This is a genomic window from Geminicoccaceae bacterium (assembly GCA_020638465.1).
Classification (GTDB): Bacteria; Pseudomonadota; Alphaproteobacteria; order Geminicoccales; family Geminicoccaceae; genus JAGREO01.
In genome coordinates, this window is sequence record JACKIM010000002.1 from 463,901 (window position 1) to 485,939 (window position 22,039).

The 22,039-nt window shown below is 61.6% G+C and carries 20 protein-coding genes; 5 read left to right on the plus strand and 15 right to left on the minus strand.

The genetic code is table 11. The annotated features are described in order from the left end of the window. Both H6851_12575 and H6851_12580 read right to left on the minus strand, forming a co-directional pair. Positions 1-480, minus strand: coding sequence for a YbaK/EbsC family protein (locus H6851_12575; GenBank protein ID MCB9944439.1), 480 nt, complete (start codon positions 478-480; stop codon positions 1-3). After that, entirely contained in the window at positions 477-1,112 is a 636-nt protein-coding gene (locus H6851_12580) for a glutathione S-transferase N-terminal domain-containing protein (GenBank protein MCB9944440.1), read from the minus strand. The genes H6851_12575 and H6851_12580 overlap by 4 nt, the downstream gene beginning before the upstream one ends. Before the next feature lie 246 nt (positions 1,113-1,358). On the opposite strand from H6851_12580, the gene H6851_12585 reads away from it, so the two are divergent. Beyond that, a complete protein-coding gene (locus H6851_12585) occupies positions 1,359-2,537 on the plus strand; it encodes a type III PLP-dependent enzyme (protein MCB9944441.1) in 1,179 nt (392 codons plus the stop codon). A 106-nt stretch (positions 2,538-2,643) separates the two neighbouring features. Here H6851_12585 and H6851_12590 read toward each other — a convergent pair whose 3' ends face one another. Both H6851_12590 and H6851_12595 read right to left on the minus strand, forming a co-directional pair. Further along, entirely contained in the window at positions 2,644-4,578 is a 1,935-nt protein-coding gene (locus H6851_12590; protein MCB9944442.1) for a right-handed parallel beta-helix repeat-containing protein, read from the minus strand. Between the two features lie 423 nt (positions 4,579-5,001). Continuing rightward, positions 5,002-5,241: a sulfurtransferase TusA family protein gene (locus H6851_12595; protein MCB9944443.1), complete on the minus strand. Its 240-nt coding sequence runs from the start codon at positions 5,239-5,241 to the stop codon at positions 5,002-5,004. A gap of 35 nt (positions 5,242-5,276) precedes the next feature. Here H6851_12595 and H6851_12600 point away from each other — a divergent pair, with 35 nt between their 5' ends. From H6851_12600 to comE, 4 genes are all read left to right on the plus strand, one after another. Further along, the gene (locus tag H6851_12600; protein MCB9944444.1) at positions 5,277-6,191 is read left to right on the plus strand and encodes a gamma-glutamyl-gamma-aminobutyrate hydrolase family protein; all 915 of its coding nucleotides are present in this window, start codon (positions 5,277-5,279) and stop codon (positions 6,189-6,191) included. A 151-nt stretch (positions 6,192-6,342) separates the two neighbouring features. Then, positions 6,343-7,344, plus strand: a complete 1,002-nt coding sequence (gene dctP, locus H6851_12605) for a TRAP transporter substrate-binding protein DctP (protein MCB9944445.1) — start codon at positions 6,343-6,345, stop codon at positions 7,342-7,344. 274 nt (positions 7,345-7,618) lie between these two features. Beyond that, positions 7,619-8,119 carry a sulfopyruvate decarboxylase subunit alpha gene (comD, locus tag H6851_12610; protein MCB9944446.1) on the plus strand — a complete coding sequence of 167 codons (501 nt, stop codon included), beginning with the start codon at positions 7,619-7,621 and terminating at the stop codon, positions 8,117-8,119. After that, positions 8,116-8,670, plus strand: coding sequence for a sulfopyruvate decarboxylase subunit beta (comE, locus tag H6851_12615; GenBank protein ID MCB9944447.1), 555 nt, complete (start codon positions 8,116-8,118; stop codon positions 8,668-8,670). Before comD ends, comE begins: the two co-directional genes overlap by 4 nt. Positions 8,671-8,798: 128 nt before the next feature. On the opposite strand, the gene H6851_12620 is transcribed toward comE, so the two are convergent. The 11 genes from H6851_12620 to H6851_12670 form a co-directional block, all read right to left on the minus strand. Beyond that, positions 8,799-10,040, minus strand: coding sequence for an SMP-30/gluconolactonase/LRE family protein (locus H6851_12620; GenBank protein ID MCB9944448.1), 1,242 nt, complete (start codon positions 10,038-10,040; stop codon positions 8,799-8,801). 181 nt (positions 10,041-10,221) lie between these two features. Beyond that, positions 10,222-10,722 (minus strand): CarD family transcriptional regulator, encoded by a 501-nt coding sequence (locus H6851_12625; GenBank protein ID MCB9944449.1) that lies wholly within the window; start codon positions 10,720-10,722, stop codon positions 10,222-10,224. 297 nt (positions 10,723-11,019) lie between these two features. Beyond that, on the minus strand, positions 11,020-11,361 hold the full coding sequence (locus tag H6851_12630) for a ferredoxin family protein (protein ID MCB9944450.1): 342 nt from the start codon (positions 11,359-11,361) through the stop codon (positions 11,020-11,022). Between the two features lie 70 nt (positions 11,362-11,431). Continuing rightward, on the minus strand, positions 11,432-13,294 hold the full coding sequence (gene mutL, locus H6851_12635) for a DNA mismatch repair endonuclease MutL (protein ID MCB9944451.1): 1,863 nt from the start codon (positions 13,292-13,294) through the stop codon (positions 11,432-11,434). Between the two features lie 149 nt (positions 13,295-13,443). Continuing rightward, a complete protein-coding gene (locus H6851_12640; GenBank protein ID MCB9944452.1) occupies positions 13,444-14,859 on the minus strand; it encodes an insulinase family protein in 1,416 nt (471 codons plus the stop codon). Beyond that, positions 14,856-16,178 carry an insulinase family protein gene (locus H6851_12645; protein ID MCB9944453.1) on the minus strand — a complete coding sequence of 441 codons (1,323 nt, stop codon included), beginning with the start codon at positions 16,176-16,178 and terminating at the stop codon, positions 14,856-14,858. Before H6851_12645 ends, H6851_12640 begins: the two co-directional genes overlap by 4 nt. Before the next feature lie 20 nt (positions 16,179-16,198). Further along, positions 16,199-16,768 (minus strand): DUF3035 domain-containing protein, encoded by a 570-nt coding sequence (locus H6851_12650; protein ID MCB9944454.1) that lies wholly within the window; start codon positions 16,766-16,768, stop codon positions 16,199-16,201. A gap of 11 nt (positions 16,769-16,779) precedes the next feature. After that, entirely contained in the window at positions 16,780-17,268 is a 489-nt protein-coding gene (gene lspA / locus H6851_12655; GenBank protein MCB9944455.1) for a signal peptidase II, read from the minus strand. Between the two features lie 10 nt (positions 17,269-17,278). Continuing rightward, positions 17,279-20,062 (minus strand): isoleucine--tRNA ligase, encoded by a 2,784-nt coding sequence (locus H6851_12660; GenBank protein ID MCB9944456.1) that lies wholly within the window; start codon positions 20,060-20,062, stop codon positions 17,279-17,281. 35 nt (positions 20,063-20,097) lie between these two features. Beyond that, positions 20,098-21,066, minus strand: coding sequence for a bifunctional riboflavin kinase/FAD synthetase (locus H6851_12665; GenBank protein MCB9944457.1), 969 nt, complete (start codon positions 21,064-21,066; stop codon positions 20,098-20,100). 71 nt (positions 21,067-21,137) lie between these two features. Then, on the minus strand, positions 21,138-22,031 hold the full coding sequence (locus H6851_12670) for a sulfotransferase (GenBank protein ID MCB9944458.1): 894 nt from the start codon (positions 22,029-22,031) through the stop codon (positions 21,138-21,140). Positions 22,032-22,039 lie beyond the last annotated feature (8 nt).

Genomic DNA, 22,039 nt, shown 5'->3' on the forward strand with positions numbered 1-22,039 from the left:
TCATGAAGGCTGCAGGAGAACCGCGCCGGTGAGCCGCACGAGCTCGTCGAAATCAGTCCCGAACACGCAGTGCGGGTGGCCCGCGGCCGCAAAGATCCGCCCATGTCCGGCAAGGGCGCCATCGATGGCCGTGGGCAGGGGGCGGGGGTGCCCCACCGGCGCCACGCCACCGATGGTGAAACCCGTGGCCCGCTTGACCAGGTCCGGATCGGCCCGCCCGAGCTTCCCGGGCAGGCCCAGGGTCCGTCGCAGGGCCCCGGTATCGCAGCGCCGGTCGCCGGCGATCAGCGCCATGACCGCCTGCCCCTCATGATCGAACACCAGCGACTTGACGATGGCGCCGACCTCGACGCCGCACGCCCGTGCGGCATCTTCGGCCGTTCGCGCCGTTTCATCCAGCTCGATCACCCTCGCACCGCTTCCTGCCGCCTCCAGCGCGTCGCGCACCCGGCGCACGGTGTCCCGTTCCAGCAGGCTCATGCGGGCATCGGGATCGACTGGTCGCGCCGCGGCACGTCATAGCCACGCTGGAAGCCCGGCCGCGCCGCGAGCGCTTCGTACCATCTCTTCACATGGGGAAATTCGTTCATGTCGATCTCCTGCCACTCGAAGCGCGAAATCCATGGCCATGTCGCAATGTCGGCGATCGTCGGTTCGTTGCCCGCGAGATATCCGCTTGTCGCCAGGCGCCTGTCCATGACGCCATAAAGCCTCCCGGCCTCCTTCCGGTAGCGTTCCTGGGCATAGGGAGCCTTGCCGGGATTGAAGCGGCTGAAATGATGCACCTGACCCAGCATCGGCCCGATGCCGCCCATCTGGAACATCAGCCATTCGAGCGTCGCGATCCGGTGGGCCGGGTCGCCCGGCATGAACCTGCCCGTCTTTTCGGCCAGATAGATGAGGATGGCGCCCGATTCGAATACGCTCTGGCCGTTGTCGCGGTCGACAATGGCCGGAATCTTGTTGTTCGGACTGATCGCCAGAAAATCCGGGTCAAACTGCTGGTCCTTGCCGATGTCGATCTCGTGGACTTCATACGGCAGCCCGCACTCCTCCAGCATGATCGAGACCTTGCGCCCGTTGGGCGTCGTCCATGTGTACAGGTCGATCAAGTCAATTTCTCCCCATTGCCGGCATGCGCCAAAGGTTCAACTCCGCATCGAACATCGGCGCAAGGTTTGTCATTCGTTAACAGTTTGTGTGGCATACCTCATATGCGCTTTCGGGGGAATCAAGGACTGGACATTTGGTTTTTGTTCCTCCATAAGCGCGACCTCGTCATCAGTAAGCCTATGCACTGCGGCACGCGCGGCGGCGGCATTCTGATCTACTTGACTCTAACGGGTTGGGGGGTCGGCATGATCCAGTCCTTCGGCGGCGCTGCGGCGCTGATCTCTGCCTTGCAGGTCGACGCACCTGTTCTCGCCCTGCGTCGGCACATTCTGATCCAGCGCGCGCGCGAAGTTGTCCGGAGTTTTCCGGGCGACGTCCTTTATGCCGTGAAATGCAATGCCCATCCGGCCGTGCTCGAAGCCCTCTACGAGGGCGGCGTACGGCACTTCGATACGGCATCCATTGCCGAAATCCGGTTGGTGCGGGAACTGCTGCCCGATGCGCAGTGTCATTTCATGCATCCGGTCAAGTCCCGCCGGGCCATCAGCGAAGCCTATCACGAGCATGGTGTCCGGCGTTTTGTCGTCGATCACGTGAGCGAACTGGAAAAGCTGTTCGACATCTGCGACGGTGGGGAAGACCTTGAAGTCTTCGTGCGTCTCGCGGTCTGCGGCGATGGGGCTGTCCTCAGTCTCGAAGGCAAGTTCGGGGCGACCCAGGACGAAGCCGTGTCGCTGTTGCGCCGCGCACGGGCCGTAGCCCGCTCGGCGGGCATCACCTTTCACGTCGGGTCGCAGTCGTTGTCACCGGTCGCCTTCGTCCATGCCATCCGTCGCGCCGCCGAGGTTGCGGAGCGTGCGGGAGGTCTCGATCACCTGGACGTGGGGGGCGGTTTCCCTGCCCGATACATCGGCGACGAACCGGAATTCGACCGTTTCGTGACTGCGATCGAGGATGCGGTGGCGGAAACCGGGCTTGTCTGCAACCTGCAATGCGAGCCTGGCCGGTTGCTCGTGGCGGATGGTGCGTCGGTGCTGGCACGTGTCGAAATGCGGCGCGGGCGCAGCCTGTTCATCAACGATGGCGTGTACGGCAACCTGGCCGAGCTCAAGTGGATCGGTCCGCAATTCCCGGCCCGTCTCATCCGTCCAGGGCAGGAGCCCCGCCGCGGCGCCGGTTCCTTCGACCTTTACGGTCCGACCTGCGACAGCATCGACAGCATGCCGGGGCCGCACTGGCTGCCCGAGGATGTCATCGAGGGTGACTGGGTCGAGATCGGCATGACGGGCGCCTATTCGAACTCGCTGGGTACCGATTTCAACGGCATGGGCAAATCGAGCGTTGTCTTTGTCGATGACGGGGCATGGTACAATGAGGCCGTGCCCGCCACCGACGAGAACCTGCAGGCTGTTCGCGTCGCCTGACGCCAACAACACAGCGTCCCGTACCGGAACAAGGTCTGGTCGGGTATGGCCGGCCTGTCGGCACGGGACGCCCGTTTCACGCGGTCAGGCAACGGAATGCTGCTTCTCAGCAATCGCTGTTGTTGTAGCTGGAACCGTCGATTTCGATTGAGTCGCCGATCGATATGTTCCCCGGTGTACCGACGGCAGGGGTGAGCGAGCATGCGTCGGCGACAGATGATCCGGGCTCGGTCGCATTGCCGTTTCCGAAACTGATTCGATGCACACCATCCGCGAACAGGACTCCGACAGGCATGCTTCCACCGAAGAGATTGTCTGTGACGGCTGTCCCGCCGTTGGTGGCGATGGCAAATTTCAGGCCGGCTTCGCTGGCATCGCGGATCGTATTGCTTTCGATTGTCGTCGACAGCTTGCTGTTGACGTTCAATATCCCGATATCCGTGTCTCTGATGGTATTGTTCGCAACGAGGGTAAAATCGGATTGAGTGCCCGTCATCACTCCCTGCCCCGCATTGGAAATGATGTTTCCGGTGATCTCGGCAAAAAAGGCCTGAGGGCCGATTTCGATACCGTTGGCAAAAACGTCGGAAATTATGTTGTCACTGACCTTGGCGGAATTCGAGCGCGCGCCAACTTCGATGGCGCTGCCACCGAAGCCGGAGAGCGTATTGGAGATTATCGCCACCCCGTCGGCATCCGGTATCGTCATGATGCCGTTGTTTCCGGCAATGTCGAGCGACCGCCCGCCACCGCCTGCGATTTCAAGCCCTCTCACATGATTGTGCCCTCCCAGGGTGAGGGCGGTGCCCGAGCCGCTTTCAACGATGCGTGCGACCGTGCCGGGTGCCGTATAGTTGAGAACGATACCGCTTGAAGCGCCTCGGAGTTGGATTGTCGTACCGCCGCCGATAATCGTCACGTCATCGGGTAATGTCGCGCCCGCGAGATCGCCCCGGCCGCCCTGAACGACGTAGAGCGTATTGCTGCCCGATGCATTGACCGCCGCCTGCAGGTCTCCCGTTCCATCGACGAAGACAATGTGCGCGAGATCCGAGAAGGTCTCATCATCGAGTACGAGCTCTTCCACGTAGGGTACACCGGTCTGGCTTGCCGCGACCGAGCGGGAGACAGTCTTGGTCGAGTTACGGTTCACGATGTCCGTGTCGCGCTCGAGCGCCTCGGTCATACGCCGCGCCTGGTAGAAGCGTGCATCGTGTTCCCGTCCGCCGTTCGTGGCGGATGAATTGGCGTAACTCAGGGGAATCCGCAACCGTCCCCCCGCTTCGAACACGGAATGACGATATCGGTCATGATACCACTCGCCTTCGAGGCTCACGCTGGCTCCTGCCATCGCCGGGAAGATGTCATGGATCCGCCATTCGAGACGGGCTCTGGGGCCGGTCATCGGCTTGTCGATATCTTCATGGTCAAACCAGTAGGCACCCGCAAATCCCCGTAACTCATGACGCCCCCGATTGACGGGGGCGAAAAGTTTCTCGATGGGAATTCGCCAGCCCACTTCGGCATCGAAGCCGTACAGGGCCAGTTCGCTCTGCTTCACCCGGTCCTTGCGGACTGTCGTCGTGACGAAGCCGCCGCTGCCGATGGCGAGATCGTTGCCATCGGTCACAATTGTCGGTGCGATCGTCGAACCGGTCACGGTCGTTGTCGTGTGCATGAGGGAATCGTTGCTGTTCTGCCGCGACTGCAAGGGCTTGTAACCGTTCACGCGGAAGTCGAACGAATCGCCGAGCATTTCAAATCCGGCCGATATCTGGGTATGATATCCTCCGACGCTCGCTTCGCGAACGTCGAGCCCGAGCCATCCGCCGGGGTTCCAGCCGTTGCGCAGCATCTCTCGCCGCCCGAAGGCGAAATTCCCTTCCGTCACCGAGCCTTCGAACAGCTTTCCACGGATTTCACCGAAGGCGAGCGTAGTTTCGCTTCTGGCGAGCGGCACAAATCCGACGATCTCTCCTCGTGAGTCTTCCCCGAAACTCTTGTATCCGCCCAGTTCGAGCCATCCGTCGAAAGACGGCATCGCAGTCGGTTCCCCGTCGGCAAGACAGGTTGGGACCGGGAAAAGCATGAAATGGCAAATTGTGGCGAACAGGAGGCTTCGAAGCTTCACCGGACGACATTGCCAACTCATGTGTGACAACCTCACAATATGAACTTCAGTCGGAAGTACTGTCATCCAGAAAAATATAGTCCTATGACTAAAGGCTTATCAACCATTATTGTATAAAATGTTACAACATTCCTATTAATGGATAATATTGGAACCCCAGTGTACATAAAAATGGTGTATTTACTTGTATTCACGCAGAAATTGGAAAGAACTCACCGGTTCACGCATCTTGCGATGTGGATATCGATTCGCTTAGCCATCAAAACGAAACCGTTTTGATGCAGGATGCATTTGTCGGTCCTGCCCGAGGCCGTCGAGCGAATCGCCGGTCCGCTATACCTTCTTCTGGACGGTGATGCGGTAAAGGCCGGCAGCTTCGGCTGTTTCGATCAGCTCATGGCCGCTCTCCTCGCAGAACGCCTCGAAATCGGCCGGGGCGGCGGGGTCGGTGGCGATTACGGTGATACGCTCGCCGGAGGCGATCAGCATCAGCGCCTGGCGTGCCTTGAGCAGCGGGATGGGGCAGGAAAGCCCACGGGCATCGATGAGGGCGGTTTTCTGTCGGTCACTCATGTCGGAAGCATGAAAGGGCAGGAACCGGCGGCGGATTGTTGACGTCGCCCCTGTCGTATCACCGGCGGGATGGCGGCCACAAGCCGGTTGTCGGGATCATCATCGCCATTCCAAACGACCGCGCCCGGCGCTATAGACAGCAGCGCACGGGGCTTCGCCGTGGACAACCGTTCATCGCCGACATTTCAGCGAGTTGGAAAGCGACAATGAAGCGTATCGGTATCCTTCAGACGGGGCATACGCCGGTTGAACTGGCTGACCGGTTCGAAAGTTATGGCGTGATGGTGCGCGATATGGTGGCACGCAGCGGCAAGGACTTCGCCTACGAGATCTTCCCGGTGATCGATGGCAACTTCCCGCAATCTTCCGACAGTTGCGACGGCTGGGTGATTACCGGTTCGCGTTTCGGTGCCTATGACGACATCCCGTGGATCCGCAGGCTTGAGGGCTTCATCCGCGATGGCTTTGCGCAACGGGTGCCGATGGTGGGGATCTGCTTCGGCCACCAGATCATGGCGAAGGCATTGGGCGGACGCGTCGAGAAGGCAGCGGCCGGCTGGGGTGTCGGACCGCACGAATACCAGCTCCTGGAAGCTCCCGGCTGGCTGGACAAGGCTGTGATCGAGATCAATGTCATGCATCAGGATCAGGTGCTCGATGCACCGGCGGATAGCCGCGTGATCGCCAGCTCGCCGTTCTGCCCCGTCGCCGCGCTCGCTTTCGGCGATAACGGTCTGTCGTTTCAGGGACATCCCGAATTCGACAACAGTTACGAGCATGCCCTGATCGAGGGGCGTCGCGGTTCAGTCGTGCCCGGACCAGTCGCCGATGCCGGGTTGGCGAGACTCGGCCCAGACGGGGGCCGGGCCCGGGATGCCGACAATGTCTCCCGCTGGATCGGCGAATTTCTCGAAGATGCGATCCGCGACCGTCGGGCGGCAACGGTCTGAGGACTGGCGCACGCCGACTTCTCCCCTCCTGTTGCGGCCGGTCACGCGGGGTTGCCCGCCACGGACAGGACTGGCATTTACCAAAGAAGAATAACGCCAACGGGAGGCATTCAACATGAGTAGCTGGAAACGGTGGGCCTGTCTGACCGCCATGGCCGTGGTCACGGCGGTGTCGGGCATGGCCCAGGCCCAGGACAAGACGATCAAGATCGGTTTCCTCGGCTCGGAGACCGACGAGGATTGGGAAGGTTCGATCGTCTTCAAGGACTATGTCGAGAGCCACACCAACGGTGCCATTGCCGTCGAGATCTATCCCTCCGCACAGTTCTGCGGCAATTTTCGCGAATGCATCGAGGGTGTACAGGCGGGTACGCTGGAGGTGACAATCTCGACGATCGGCGGCTTCGGCAACATCTTTCCCGCCGGGCAGGTGCTCGACATTCCCTACATGTTCCGTGACGATCGCATCGCCGAGTGCGTGTTCGACGGGCCGTTCACCCGCGAACTGCGCGAGGCCGTCCTGCACGAGATCCCGAGCCTGCGGCTGATGGCCATCGGCAATACGGGGGGCTGGCGTAATTTTGCCACCGTCAGCAAGCAGATCCGGACGCCCGCCGATGTAGCCGGGCTGAAGATCCGCACCATTCCGGCCGACATCCAGATCGAAATGGTCAAGATGCTGGGCGGCAACCCGACACCGATCGCCTGGCCCGAGGTCTACACCTCGCTGGCCACCGGCGTGGTCGAGGGGACCAAAAACGGTATCACCGACATCGTTTCGATGAATTTTCAGGACCACCTGAAATACATCACGCTCGATGGCCACGCCTACATGGCCGCCCTGTGGTGGCTCAACAACGACTTCTGGGAAGGGTTGACCCACGAGGAGAAACGTATCGTCTATGATGCCTTCCAGGCACTCAAGGACGTGACCCGGGCAGCTCCGATGCGCAACGCGATCGCCGCCTACCAGGCCTTCCGCGATGCCGGCGGCGAGATCTATGTCCCGACGGCCGAGGAAAAGAAGCAGTTCCAGGATGCAACGACGGGCATGAGGGACTGGTTTGCCGAGCAATATGGCGACGAGTGGCTGAACCGTTTGTCATCGGCCATCTCCGACTGCGAGCTGATGGTCGACGCCGAACTGGACTGACGGTCCGCAGACGGGGGATGCCCGGACCCTTCAGGGGGATTCGGGTATCCCGCCCTTTTGCCAGCCAGCCATCATGCCCGGGTTTCCGGCTTCGCCGTGCCAAAGGAGGTCGGCCGGCATCGAACGCTTAAACCCGTTCGGGCAAAAAGGTCTCTTCCATACAATTCGTCGGCGCATGGGTCGGCGGTTGGCTGCCATTGTTCCGGTTCTCTTGCCCTCCGTCCTGCACGATCCTATACCTCATGCTGAGAGGCAGATCGGGAGGAACTGGCCGTTGGATATCAATGCCCGCATCGTCGAGACGATGGTGCAAAACGAGATCGCGTTCGTCACGAGCGTTCCCTGCAAGCAGTTGGGCGGCGTGATCGATGCTGTCGAGCGCGACGAACGTGTCCTGCACGTGCCCTGCAACAAGGAAGACGAAGGCATGGGCCTGTGCGCCGGTGCCTATATGGGTGGCCGGCGCCCCTGCATCATCATGCAGAACACCGCCATCGGCGTCACTGTCAACACGCTGGCCACACTGATCCAGTTCTACCAGATCCCGTTGCCCATGCTCATCAGCTATCGCGGCGAACTTGGCGAGCGCATCGCCTGCCAGGTGGAGATGGCCCTGCATACCAAGGCCCTGCTCGGCGAATTGAAGATCCCCACCTACCACTTCTCGCATGCTAGCGAAGTCGATCAACTCGATGGCATTCTCAAATATGCGCAGATGTCGAAAAAACCCGTGGCGATCCTCACCGATGCCCGTTTCTGGAGTTCCGCCGCATGATCAGAAGTGACGTCATCAGGTCGATCCTGCCGGTCATCAGGGGCCAACTCGTCGTCTGCAATATCGGCTTGCCTTCGCAGGAACTGTTCATGCAGGGCGATCAGCCTTCGAACTTCTACATGCTCGGCACCATGGGCCTGTGCTCCTCCATCGGCCTCGGTCTTGCCCTCTCGCAACCCAAGCCCGTGATTGCCATCGATGGCGACGGCTCGGTGCTGACCAATCTTGGCACCCTCTCGACTATCGGCAACAACACGGCGGACAACTTCGTCCTGCTGATCATCGACAACGGCTCCTACGGTTCCACGGGCGACCAGCCCACCTATGCCGGACGCAAGACCGACCTGAAGAAGGTCGCCGAGGCGTGCGGTTGCGATACTGTCATCCAGTGTCAAGCGGAGGATACCGCCGCCGCACTGCAAACAGCCCTCGACAGTGGACGGATGACCGTCATCGTCAGCAAGTGCCAGTCCGGCAATATCCCCGTTCCGGTCATCGACCTGCCTCCCGTCGTCATCCGCCACCGCTTCATGGAGCAGGTCTCCGCGTGACGGGAGGGGCTCGATATCCTGCCGGGTGACCCGGGATCATCCAATCATCCGGCTCCTGTCCTGGAAGGCCACAGTCTCCCATGGAGAATGGCCGGGTACCTTGGCGAGTACCCGGCCGGGTCACCGTGTCAGCCGGGGGCCGCACCCTGCGTAGCGGTATAGACCGCATAGATGGACTGGCTGCCGCACATGAACAGGCGGTTGCGCTTGGGACCGCCGAAACAGACATTGCCGCAGACTTCCGGCAGGCGGATGCGACCGAGCAGCTTGCCGTCGGGGTTCCAGCAGGTGACGCCATTGTAGCCGACGGCACGGCCGGCGTTCGACGACACCCAGACATTGCCGTAGACATCGCAACGGATGCCGTCGGGGCCGCATTTCACACCATCGACCATGCAGTCACTGAAGACGCGCTGGTTGCTCAGCGTGCCGTCGTCGTTGACGTCGAGAACGATGACCTCGCCCTTGCCGCCATCGCCCTGGTCGCCGGGACCCTTGCCGGTGGAGGCAATATAGAGCCGCTTGTAATCGGGACTGAAGGCGAGACCGTTGGGATCGGGAACGGCGTCGTCCTTCACGACCGCGGTGAGCGTGCCGTCGGCACCGTAGCGGTAGACTTGCGTGGGCAGCTCGCGCTTGTCGTCACTGACGCCGAGCGGCTGACCGACCCTGTTGTTGACGAGCCCCTGCGGGTTGGTCGGGCCACCGGCGGCATCGGGCGTGCCCTCATAGAGCTGGCCGCCATAGGGCGGATCGGTGAACCAGATACTGCCATCGGGATGGGGAACGGCATCATTGGGCGAATTCAGCCGCTTGCCTTCGAAGTTGTCCGCGATGAGCGTGATCGATCCGTCGAGCTCGTAGCGGACGACACGGCGGGTCAGATGCTCGCAGGAGATCTGGCGCCCCTGGAAGTCGAAGGTATTGCCGTTGGAATTGTTGGATGGCACGCGAAAGACCGTCACGCGGCCATCATCCTCAATGTAACGCATCTGCCGGTTGTTGGGGATATCGGAGAAGACAAGGAACTTGCCGACGCTGTTCCAGGCTGGACCCTCGGCCCAGAGTGCGCCGGTCCATAGCCGCTGGATCGGCGCATTGGGCTGGGCCAGACCGTTGAATGACGGATCCACGGCGATGACATCGGCATCCCAGAAATACACATTGGGCTCGGCATCCGGTCCCCACTGGCGAGGCGGATCGCTGATTGTGCTGGGCGGGGCGACGGGATCGGCTGCCCGGGCGCGACCGCCAACAGCCGCGGCGGCAAGACCAACCGATGCCGTTCCTGCCGTGCCGAGAACCCGGCGTCGCGACCATCGCGGACCCGTCTGTTCATGGTTCTCGTGGTCGATATGTATGCGTCGCATGCGTTTTGGCCTCCCTTGCCACGATTGTCATTCTTATAACTTGCGATAAAATCTATCGCCGTCAAACAAGATCACAAGTGCATAAATCGGGAGAGAACCGCTCAACGCGGGAAGCCAAAAGAACCGAGCCCGGGTCATCCGCATGATCCGGGCTCGATCCTGTCATGGTCAACGGGTGTGATCAGGCCGCAGCCAGCAACACCTTTTCGAGCTTCTTCGTGGCTTCGGTCTCATCGACACGCTCGATGGCCGCAACCTCCCGGGCGAGGCGCTCAAGTGCTGCCCGATACATCTGCCGCTCACTGTAGGACTGGTCGGTATCGTCTGCGCGGTGCAACTCACGCACCACCTCGGCGATGGAGACGGGATCGCCCGAATTGATCTTGGCCTCGTACTCCTGGGCCCGACGGCTCCACATGATGTTCCGGCGGGGACGGGTGCGGATCTTGAGAGCATCCATCGCCGACTGGATCTTCTCGCGGCTGCTCAGCTTGCGCATTCCGGACTTGTGCACCTTGTCGATGGGTACCCGAAGGATGAGTTTTTCATTCTCGAAGGAAACCACATACATTTCGAGATCGATGCCAGCTATCAACTGCTTCTCGATGCCGATAATCCGACCGACGCCGTGGCTTGGATAGACGATGTAATCGCCAGCGGCGTAGGCGAGATCCTTTGCCATCAAGTTGTTCTCCTAGCGCAAACACCTTGTGTCAGCGGGACTCGCTGCGCTCGTTTTTGACACAAAAAACACGCACCTTCCAGATTGGCCATCCAAAAGAGCGTGTGTATTGCAGCAATGTCCGATATGACCTAAAGGTGGAGTTGTGACCCTCACAAACTTTACAGCCCATGACCTAGCACAATTTTTGCTAATTTTCCAGAGGCTTATTTTCGCGCTGCAGCAAACGCGCCAACAACCCACCGCAAATGCAGCGATCGGGTGAAATTCGCGTTTCCGATCACTGTTGCGGGATGATCAGCTGCCGCTACCTGGCTTGTTGCTGAAGAACTTTTCGAATTTGTTCTGCACATCGCGATAATCATCAGAATCGGCAGGGGGCTCGCCCTTGCGGGTGATGTTGGGCCACGTGCCGGTCGAATATTCGCGATTGACCTCAAGCCATTTTTCCGCTTCCGATTCTGTATCGGGCAGGATGGCCTCGACCGGGCATTCGGGCTCGCACACGCCACAATCGATGCACTCGTCGGGATTGATGACGAGCATGTTCTCGCCTTCGTAGAAGCAATCGACCGGGCAAACTTCCACGCAGTCCATCAGCTTGCACCTGATGCAGACCTCGGTGACGACGTAGGTCATTGTTCCTCCATTGCCTTGAGCCTGTCTTGTGTGGAACAACTAATCCAACCTGGCGCATTACGCCAGTCGTTCAGCCGCGCCGCCCGAACAGTTTTTCGATATCGTCCCGATGGAGTTCGACGAAGGTCGGCCGGCCGTGGTTGCATTGACCCGAATGGGGGGTGTTCTCCATCAGGCGCAACAAGGCATTCATTTCGTCAAGCGTCAGCCTGCGGCCGGAACGCACGCTCCCATGGCAGGCCATGGTCGAAAGGACCCTGTCGATGGCATCCGACAGGGTCTGGGTGCCGCCCAGCTGCCCCAGCTCCGATGCAAGATCCCTGACGATGCGGGGAATGAGACTGCCCTTGAGCAGGGCCGGGGTCTCGCGCACCACCACGGCGTCGGTGCCGAAGGCATCGATGACCAGTCCGAGTCCGGCCAGTTCTTCGGCATGGTCGAGCAACCGCGCGCATTCGTCGCACTCAAGCTCGATCACCTCGGGGATGAGAAGTGCCTGACGGGCGATGCTGCCTTCCGCTTTCTGGGACTTCAGTCGTTCGTAGACAATCCGTTCATGGGCAGCATGCTGATCGACGATGACGATGCCCTGGTCGCTCTGGGCGACGATGTAGTTTTCGAGAAGCTGGGCCCGCGCCACTCCCAACGGATGGGCGGACACGGCATCGGGCATGGCATCCCCGGCACCTCGGGCACTGGGCGGTCCGGTATCCAGTTCGAGCGGGGTATGGGAGCCGGAGGAAGGGGGATCCGGTGCGAGAAATTCCCGTGCGGCCTCACCGAGACCGACAGGCCATTCGCTGGCAGTGGTGGGTCTGCCGGCGAATGGTGACGGGTTGGAGTATCCGCTGCCGCCGGCGGAGGCAGGACGAAGCGGCAGGCTGCCCGGGCGGAAATGCCCCAGGGCAGCCGTGGATACCGTGGTCGAGGTTCGATGACCTTCCTCGGCCATGGCCCGCTTGATGCTGCCGACGATGAGGCCGCGGACAATGGCCGGATCGCGGAAGCGTACCTCGGCCTTGGTCGGATGGACATTGACGTCGACGGCGTCGGTCGGCAGGTCGAGGAACAGGGCGACAACCGGCTGCCGGTCGTGAAACAGCAGGTCGCTGTAGGCGCCGCGCAGCGCACCCTTGAGCAGCTTGTCCTGTACGGGGCGGCCATTGACACAAAGATACTGGTGTCTTGTGTCCCTGCGTGACAGCGTGGGAAGGCCAGCCAGACCCCACAGGCGCACACCCTCGCGCTCGGCCTCGATTTCCAGCACGTTGCCGTCAACCTCACGGCCCATCAACTGAATAGCGCGGGCCAACGGGTCGCCCGGCGAAGCCTCCAGGCGAAAGGTATCGCGACCGTCGACGCGCAGGCTGAACGCAACGGCGGGCGAGGCCATGGCAAGTCGTCGCAGGATCTCGGAGATGAGTTCCACTTCGCGACGTTCGCTTTTGAGAAACTTGCGCCGGGCAGGGACGTTGTAGAAGAGGTCGCGAACCTCGACCCGCGTTCCGACGCTGCCTGCTGCCGGTTGAACGCCGGACATGGCTCCTCCCTCGCAGGCGATGCTCCAGGCCGTGTCTGAGCCATCCTCGCGACTGGTGATGCGCAGGCGGCTTACCGAACCGATTGACGGCAGCGCCTCGCCGCGAAAGCCCAGCGTGCGAATGTCGATGAGCTGATGATCGGTGAGCTTGGAGGTTGCGTGACGCTCCAAAGCGAGCGGAAGCATGTCGGCCGACATGCCGTGACCGTCATCCTCGATGAGGACGAGGCCGCCGCCACCACCTTCCACGCTCACCGTGACCCGCGATGCCGCGGCATCTATGGCATTTTCGACCAGTTCCTTGACCGCGGAGGCGGGGCGTTCGACGACCTCACCTGCGGCAATTCTGTTGACGATCGCTTCCGGCAGGCGGCGGATGGTGACAGCGGACAAGACCGGCTCCCGGAATGAAAGGCTGGAGTTGGGACATCGCGGCAGATTGGGCGGATATGCCGGACAGCACAACCCACTGGCCAGGGCGCACCATAAAATTCCGATGCGAAGCGGGCCGGCACGATGGACTTCCGGCCCCGCTTTTCAGTTCAGTCGCCGATATTGTCCTCGTGCGGCCCCGAGGAAGGAGCATCGATGCCTTCCAGCCGGGGAACCGTCCCGTCGCCATCGCCCGAGGGCGATCCGACGATGGTCACCAGCATGTCCTCGTTGAACAGTCGTTTCGCCGCCCGTCTGACGTCATTGAGGGTCACGGCCTCGATGTAGCCGTTGCGCCTGTCGAGATAGTCGACACCCAGGTCATAGATCTGCATGCCGACCAGCATGCGGGCGATCTGGTCGTTGCTCGTCAGGCGCAGCGGGAAGGAGCCGGTCAGGTAGGTCCTGGCATCGTCGAGGTTCTTTTCATCGACGTTGCCATCGGCCATGCGCGCGACCTGTTCCTTGATGATGCGGATCGATTCCATCACCTGATCGTTGCGAGTGGCAACACCGCCCATCCACATGGGTGAGAGATCGGTGTCGTAGAGATAGGAATAGACCGAATAGGCAAGGCCGCGCTTCTCGCGCACCTCCTCGGTGAGCCATGAACTGAACCCGCCGCCTCCGAGTATGTAGTTGGCGACATAGGCGGCGTAGTAGTCAGGATCGTTGCGGGCGATGCCGCCATGACCGAAGATCACCACGCTTTGCGGGATGTCGAGGTCGATCACTACGGTCTCGCCGTCGCCTTGAGGTGTCGTCTTCGGCAGATCGACGTCCGCGGCATCTGCCGGCAGACTGCCGAACACCTCGTCGAGGGCAGGGCCAAGTTCGTCAGCCGTGATGTCGCCGGCAACGCCGATGGTGAGGTTGTTCCGGGCAAGGCGGGTTCGCACCAGTTCCCGCAGGTCATCCTTGCCTATGGCCTTGATCGTCTCGATCGTTCCACGGGTGGGCTTGCTATAGGGATGCCCCGCAAAGGCAATGTCGAACCACCGGCGGGCGCCGAGATATTCGGGATCGGACTCGCGCCTTGTCAGATCGGAGATGATCTGCTGGCGGATACGTTCGACAGGCTCTTCATCAAACCGCGGTTCGGTGATCGCCAGTCGCAACAGCTCGAACGCGTGGTCACGATTCTCGGTGAGGGTCTTCAGCGAACCGGAGAAGGAATCCCGGTCGGCATCAAAGGACAACTGGATGGCATTGTCCTCGAGTTCCGCACGGAAAGCCTGACTGTCATACGGACCGGAACCTTCGTCGATCAGGCCGGACGCCATATAGCTGAGACCTTCCTTGCCGTCCGGATCGCCCGAGGAACCACCGGAGAACTGGAAGGCCATGGACAGGAAGGGGATCGACGGCTCGTTGACCAGGTAGGCATGAATACCCCCCGGGGAAACGACTTCCTCGACATTGGCGGCGTTGGCTGTCTGGATGCCGCTGACGGCGGTTGCAATCGTCAATGCACAGGCCCCCCATGCTGAGATCCACGAAAATCGGGTAGGCGCGTGCTCCCTCATCCGGTTGGTTCCGTTTCTTCCGGCAACAGCTTCGCCGTCACCGATCTCCTGATGTCGAAGACCAGCTTCGCGGCGTTGTTGATATCCTCGATACTCACGGCACTGATGCGATCGGGCCAGGCCTCGACATCGTCCACCGTCTGGCCCGTGGTCAGTGCCGCACCGAACGCCCGGGCGGCACCGCTCAGCGAATCGCGGGCATAGACCGCATCCGCCAGCATCCGCTTCTTCACCCGGGCGAGCTCATCCTCGGTCACGCCATCGGCCAGCAGGGTGGCGATTTGCTCGTTGATCGCCTTTTCGATGTCATCGAGCGAGACATTGGGACGTGGCGAGGCATAGATGCGAAAAGTGGTATCGTCGAGGCTGCTGCCGCGATAGTAGGCGGCGATGCCCGACGCGAGCGCCTGATCCACCACCACCGAACGGTAGAGCCGGCTTGTCCCACCGCCGCCGAACAGCTCTGATAGGACCTCAAGCGCATAGGCGGTTTTCTGATCCTCCTGATCATAGCTCGGGGCAAGGTAGGAGCGCACGAAACTCGGCTGGCGCACGCGGGCATCACGCATCTCGATTCGGCGTTCGGCGCGCTGCGGCGGTTCCGTGACGCGCACCCGCGCGGGGACGTCACGAGCGGGAATCTGCCCATAGGTACGCTCGGCCAGGGGGCGCAGCTCATCGGCCGTGATATCGCCCGCCACGACGAGAATGGCGTTGTTCGGCGCATACCACGTCTTGTAGAAATTGACCGCGTCCTCGCGGGTATAGCTTTCCATCTCGTGCATCCAGCCGATCACCGGCAGGCGATAGGGATGGTGCAGATACTGGCTGACATTGAGCTGCTCGCCCAGCAGGGCGGAGGGTTCGTTGTCAACCCGCGAACGCCGCTCCTCTATGACCACGTCTCGCTCTGGCAGCACCGCTTCGTCGGTCAGGTGCAGGTTGACCATGCGGTCGGCTTCCATGCCCATCACCAGTTCCAGACGGTCGCGGGCGATCATCTGATAGTAGGCGGTAAAGTCATAGGACGTGACGGCGTTGTCATTGCCGCCATTGCGGGCGATGATCTTCGAGAATTCACCTTGCGGGATCTTGTCCGTGGCCTTGAACATCAGGTGTTCGAGGAAATGGGGCAGGCCGGACTTGCCCAGCGGGCTGTCCGCCGTGCCGACGCGATACCAGACCCAGTGGGCCACCACGGGTGCGCGATGATTGGGGATCACCACCACCTGCATGCCATTGTCGAGCATGAAGGTCTCGGGATTGAAGATGCTCGATCTTGCCGGGCTACCGGTTGCGAGTGTCAGACCGGCTGCCATCATCAGGGCTCCCGCAATTCTCACTCCTGTCCACCTCCGCCGTTGTTGACGGCCTCACGCGAGACACGTCTCGTGGTGACGCGACTTGCGGCTTTCTCGTCGAGAAGGCGTGCTGCCTCCTTGTCGGGATCAATCACCGCGTCGGCATATGCCATGTTTTCCCTCTGCCAGTTGAGCATGAACAGGAACTGGCTCTCGTCCACCTGGGTAAGCTCGGTGTTCTCTTCCAGCAGCTTGGTGCGAATATCCGGGTCGGCCTGGACCCTGGTCGCATCGAGCAGGGCCTGCTCGCCAGGTGTCGCCGTCTCCGGCAAAGGCTCGCGGGACCCCGTCACGATGGCCCGTGCGGCTTCGGCCGGGGTCGTCTTCGACGTGCCCTCGACCTGTCCCGGCGGCCGCAGATGATAGTCGGGAGGAAGTTCCAGCGGTGCGCGGCGTATCACCTGGAACTCGTCGGGAGCGCGCTGGTTGATACCGAGCTTTTCCTGCACCGTGCCGCTGCAGGCCGCGAGAGCGATCAGGGCAAGGGTTGACGCACAGGCGAGCCCGAACCGACGGATCCGGGCAAGGGGGCCTTGCAACGATGTCATGGCCGCACGCATCATTTCACCTCGCTTCGCTTCTCATCTGGCGTGTCCTGCGAAAAAAACAAGCCGTCGACCAAAAGTAGAACCGCACCTGCCACGATTGCGCAATCGGCAATATTGAAGGCAGGCCAGTGGTAGCCCATGGCGTGAAAGTCCAGGAAATCGACAACGGCACCGAAACGCAGGCGATCAATGACGTTGCCCAGCGCACCGGCGACGATCATTGCGATGCAGAGCCGGGGCAGGTTGCGCCTCTCGCGGAAGAACCAGACCATCAGGCCGGCTCCGACCAGCAGGGCCATGGCCGTGAGCGCCCAGCGTCCCGCATCGCCCGACCCGCTGAACATGCCGAAGCTGACACCCGTATTCCACACCAGAACAAGGTTGAAAAACGATGTGACCGCAACCACTCCCTGGCCAGCCAACCCTTTGAGTGCCAGGGCCTTGGTAAGCTGGTCGGCGGCGAGCAGGGCGGCCGCGAAGACGAGGAAGGGAAGCCGCATGTCGGATCGCTCAGCCTGATGCCGGGAGGCTGACGACCGATGCACAGCGTTCGCACAGGCCACTGTCCGTGTCGACGGTGTCGTTCACCTGCCAGCAGCGCTCGCAGCGCTCGCCCTCGGCCTTGGCCGGGACGACGCCCACGCCCTTGATATCTTCGAGGATAAAGGCGCCTTCCGGTGGCACTCCCACTTCGACAGTGATTGCGCTGGTGATCGAAAGTTCCGCCATGTCGAGATCGCCGATGGCCTCCTTGTCCTCAAGCGAGACCCAGACCGTCGGCGCCGCCTGCAGGCTGGCGCCAATGCGTTTCTCCCGGCGCTCCACCTCCAGCGCACCGGTGATGACCCGGCGTACCCGGCGCACGCGCTCCCACCGCGCGGCGAGGGCATCATCACGCCAGGAAGGGTCGATTTCGGGGAATGTCTCGAAATGGATACTTCCATCCTCGCCGGGATGCCGGGTGAGCCACGCCTCTTCGCAGGTGAAGGCCAGAACGGGCGCCAGCCAGCGCACGAGGCACTCGAACAGCGTATCGAGTACCGTACGCGCTGCCCGCCGGCGGATGCTGTCCGGAGCATCGCAGTAAACGCTGTCCTTGCGCACATCGAAATAGAAGGCCGACAGATCCACAGCGCAGAACTGGTGAATAGCGCCATAGAGACGGGCGAAATCGAAACTGTGATTGCAGCTGTGCACCAGGGCATCAATTTCGGTGAGCCGGTGCAATACCCAGCGTTCCAGCTCGGGCATTTCCGCCACCGGCAGGCGCTCGGCTTCGGTGAAGCCGTCGAGATTGCCCAGCAGATAGCGCAGCGTGTTGCGAAGACGGCGGTAGCTGTCCGCCTGGCCCTTGAGAATCTCGTCGCCGATGCGGATATCTTCGCTGAAATCGCTGGTGGCGGTCCACAATCGGAGAATATCGGCACCGACGGTCTTGATCAGATCGACAAGTTCAATGCCGTTGCCCTTCGACTTCGACATCTTCTCGCCCTTGCCATCGACCACGAAGCCATGGGTCAGGATGGTCTCATAGGGCGCTCTTCCCCGTGTGCCACAGCTCTCCAGCAGGCTCGAATGGAACCAGCCGCGATGCTGGTCGGAGCCTTCGAGATAAAGCGACGCGGGCCATTTCAATTCGGGGCGCTTTTCCAGCACGGTTGCATGTGTCGAACCGGAGTCGAACCACACATCGAGAATGTCGTTGACCTTCTCGTAATCGTCGATGTTCCGGCCTTCGCCGAGGAAAACGGCCGGATCGCAGGTCCACCACGCATCCGCTCCCTTTTCCTCGAAAGCCCGGGCGATCCGCTCGACGACATCCGGGTCGCGCAGGACCTCGCCGGTCCTTTTCTCGACGAATACCGCGATGGGCACACCCCAGGCACGTTGACGGCTGACACACCAGTCAGGTCGTTCGGCGATCATCGAGCGCAGGCGGTTCTGCCCGCGGGCGGGAACGAAGCGGGTCTCGTCGATGGCCTTGAGGGCGATCTCGCGCAGATGGCCGTTTCCGTCCATGGGGATGAACCACTGCGCGGTTGCACGAAAGATCAAAGGTGCCTTGGAGCGCCAGCTCATCGGATAGGAGTGTGTCAGCCTGCCATGCGCAAGAAGACTTCCCTGAGCGCTCAGTGCCTCCATGACCGGTTCTGCCGCCTTGTACACATGCTGTCCGGCAAAGCCGGCGACCATGTCGGTATAGGTACCATCCTCGGCTACGGTGTCGGGCACCTCCAGGTCGTGCTTCTGGCCAAGGTCGAAGTCGTCGGCACCATGCGAGGGGGCAATATGCACGAGACCCGTGCCGTCATCGGCGGTCACGAAGGGGGCGGGCAGCAGCGGCACGTCATGAAGGTAGCTTCCCTCGAACCCTGCCAGCGGATGGGCGGCCACCGAGCCCGCGAGAGCACTGCCTCTGAAGCTCTCGCCCACCGTCCAGCTGTCGATGCCCGCGGCCTGCATCACCGATTCGACCAGCGCTTCGGCCATGACCAGCTTGCGACCATCGGCTTCGACGAGCACATAGTCGATGTCGTCGCCATAGGCGACCGCCCGGTTGGCGGGGATGGTCCATGGCGTGGTGGTCCAGATCACCACCGAAGCTCCCTCGAGCGCATTCGTCGATGCTTTGCGGAGCGGGAAGGCGACCCAGATCGTCGTGCTGGTGTGGTCCTGATATTCGACCTCGGCCTCGGCCAGCGCGGTCTTTTCCACTGGCGACCACATGACGGACTTCTTGCCCCGGTAGAGTTCCCCATTCAGCAGGAACTTGCCCAGTTCGCGGAAGATGCCCGCCTCCGCGGCAAAGCTCATCGTCGTGTAAGGGTTCTTCCAGTCACCGCAAACGCCGAGGCGCTTGAACTCTCCGCGCTGGATATCGAGCCATTTTTCGGCGAATTGCCGGCATTCGCTGCGAAAATCGGCAATCGGAACCTCATCCTTGTTCCGGCCCTTCTTGCGGTATCCCTGTTCGATCTGCCATTCGATCGGCAGGCCGTGACAATCCCAGCCGGGCACGTAGGCTGCGTCCTTGCCGAGCATCTGCTGGCTGCGGTTGATCACATCCTTGAGGATCTTGTTGAGTGTCGTGCCCATGTGCAGATGGCCGTTGGCGTAGGGCGGGCCGTCATGCAGGATGAACTTGTCGCGTCCCTTCGAGATCTCGCGCAGACGGGAGTAGATGTCGATTTTCTCCCAGCGCTCGAGCAGGCCCGGCTCGCGCTGCGGCAGGCTCGCCTTCATGGCGAATTCGGTCCGGGGCAAAAACACAGTGCTCTTGTAGTCTCGGCTCATCGGGCTCTCGGTTACCGGGTTCAGGAAGGGTCAGTTCAGGTCTGGCCGGGCAGGGTCAGGGCCAGGGCGCGGTCGCAATCGATCCGAATCTGCGCTGTCAACGCATCGACGGTTTCGTAGCGTTCCTCGTCACGCAGCCAGTCGATGAATGACACACGCAGACGACGTCCATAAAGATCATAGTCCATTCCGTCGAGAAGATGCACCTCAAGACGTGTCTCCCGACCATCGAAGGTGGGGTTGGTTCCGATACTGGCGGCGGCCGGATGCCAACGGCCGTCATCGTCTTCCTCGATGGCGGTTCGCACGGCATAGATGCCCTTGCCCGGCATGGCCGTCCTGCGGCCCAGCGGATAGGTGTTGGCCGTGGGGAAACCCAGTGTGCGGCCGCGCCGGTCGCCGGGTCGCACCCTGCCGCTGATCTCGTATCCGTAGCCCAGCAGGAGTGCCGCCTCCGCTACCCGCCCGGCCAGCAGCGTTTCGCGAATGCGCGTCGAGGAAATGACCTGGCCGTTCTCTTCGACGGCCGGCGCGGTATCGACGATGACACCCAGGCCGCTGCCGATCCTTCGCATCAGGTCGACGTCACCCCGGCGCTTGTAGCCGAAGCGGAAATTGTCTCCGGTGATGACAGCCCGCACGCCAAGCCGACCGATCAGGATATCCTCGACGAAGGATTGCGCGGAAATCTCCATGAGCGAACGGGTAAAGGGCAGGACGTGGACCTGATCCACACCGATCGAACGCAGCAGTTCCAGTTTGCGGCGCAACGGACTCAGTCGTGAGGGAGCCTGAGCGCCCTGCAGCAGTTCGCGTGGATGGGGTTCGAATGTGATGACACCCAGCGCAGCGTTCAATTTCCGCGCATGCTGACGGGCACGATCGATGACCGCACGGTGACCGCGATGGACGCCGTCGAAATTGCCGATCGCCACGGCCGCGCCGAAACCGGACTTCGGCTCAAGCTCCGGCAAGAGACTGGAATAACCTCGATATACGCGCATGGCCGCCTTTTTCCACGCCGACCATGACCCTGTAAAGCTTCCTCGGTCGATGGGGGCGGCGTGAATGGAAGTCAGAGGGTTTCCCGTGAGCTGTCGTCCCCGGGCATTCCCGTGGATTGAGGGGGTTCACGGGCTGCCCCGGCGGGCTGTTCAACCGTGATGCGGGCAGCTTTCGAGCTGCCCTGCTCGCGCCAGAAGGAAAGGGCACTGTATTTGCGGAAGAGCTCCGGCGGAAGTATCGACCGCCTGGCAACGGGTTGAACCACAGGACGCACCGTGTGCAACCCGGGTACGCCCAGCCCGGCGTCGAACTGTTCCCGGGAATATTCCACATTCTGGAAATCGTGTTCGAACCACGGTTCGTCCAGAAAGCGGTAAACCAGTTGCAGCGTTTCGCGCGGGCGCTGGCTGAGGATGTCATATTCGAGAATCAGCAGACGGTCCGACTGGTCGCCGTAATAGGCTTCCTGCAGTGCGCTCCAGGCGAATCCCACCAGCCGGTCGCGTCTCGCAAGTGCCTCGGTGCGGGTGAAGACCGTGAGACGTTCCTCGGCCGAAGAAAACAGCCTTGAAGGGATCAACGCGTTCTCGCGAGTGAGCCGTTCGAGACTGTCCATGACCCACGCAAGAGAGCGCACGCAGCAGATCACCTTCGCGTCCGGCACGACCTCGGCCACTTGCGGCAGCAGGCTCGTCCACACCCGGTTGGTGTCGAACACCACGCCATTGCGCGGCCGGTCGTGGTAGAACGTGTCGAACAACGAGCGCAGCAGCCGCCGGCGCTGGTCGCCGTCAATGAACTGGGCTGTCTCGTTGTTCGGTCCCATGGCTGCCAGCATCGCATTGAACAGCGGACCGAGCGGCCCTGACATGTCCGCATGAAATCCGGGATTTTGCCGGAGAATGGCTGCCAGCAGCGTCGATCCGGAACGCGGCAGTCCGGAGATGAGGTGGAATTTCAAGATCGGGGAAG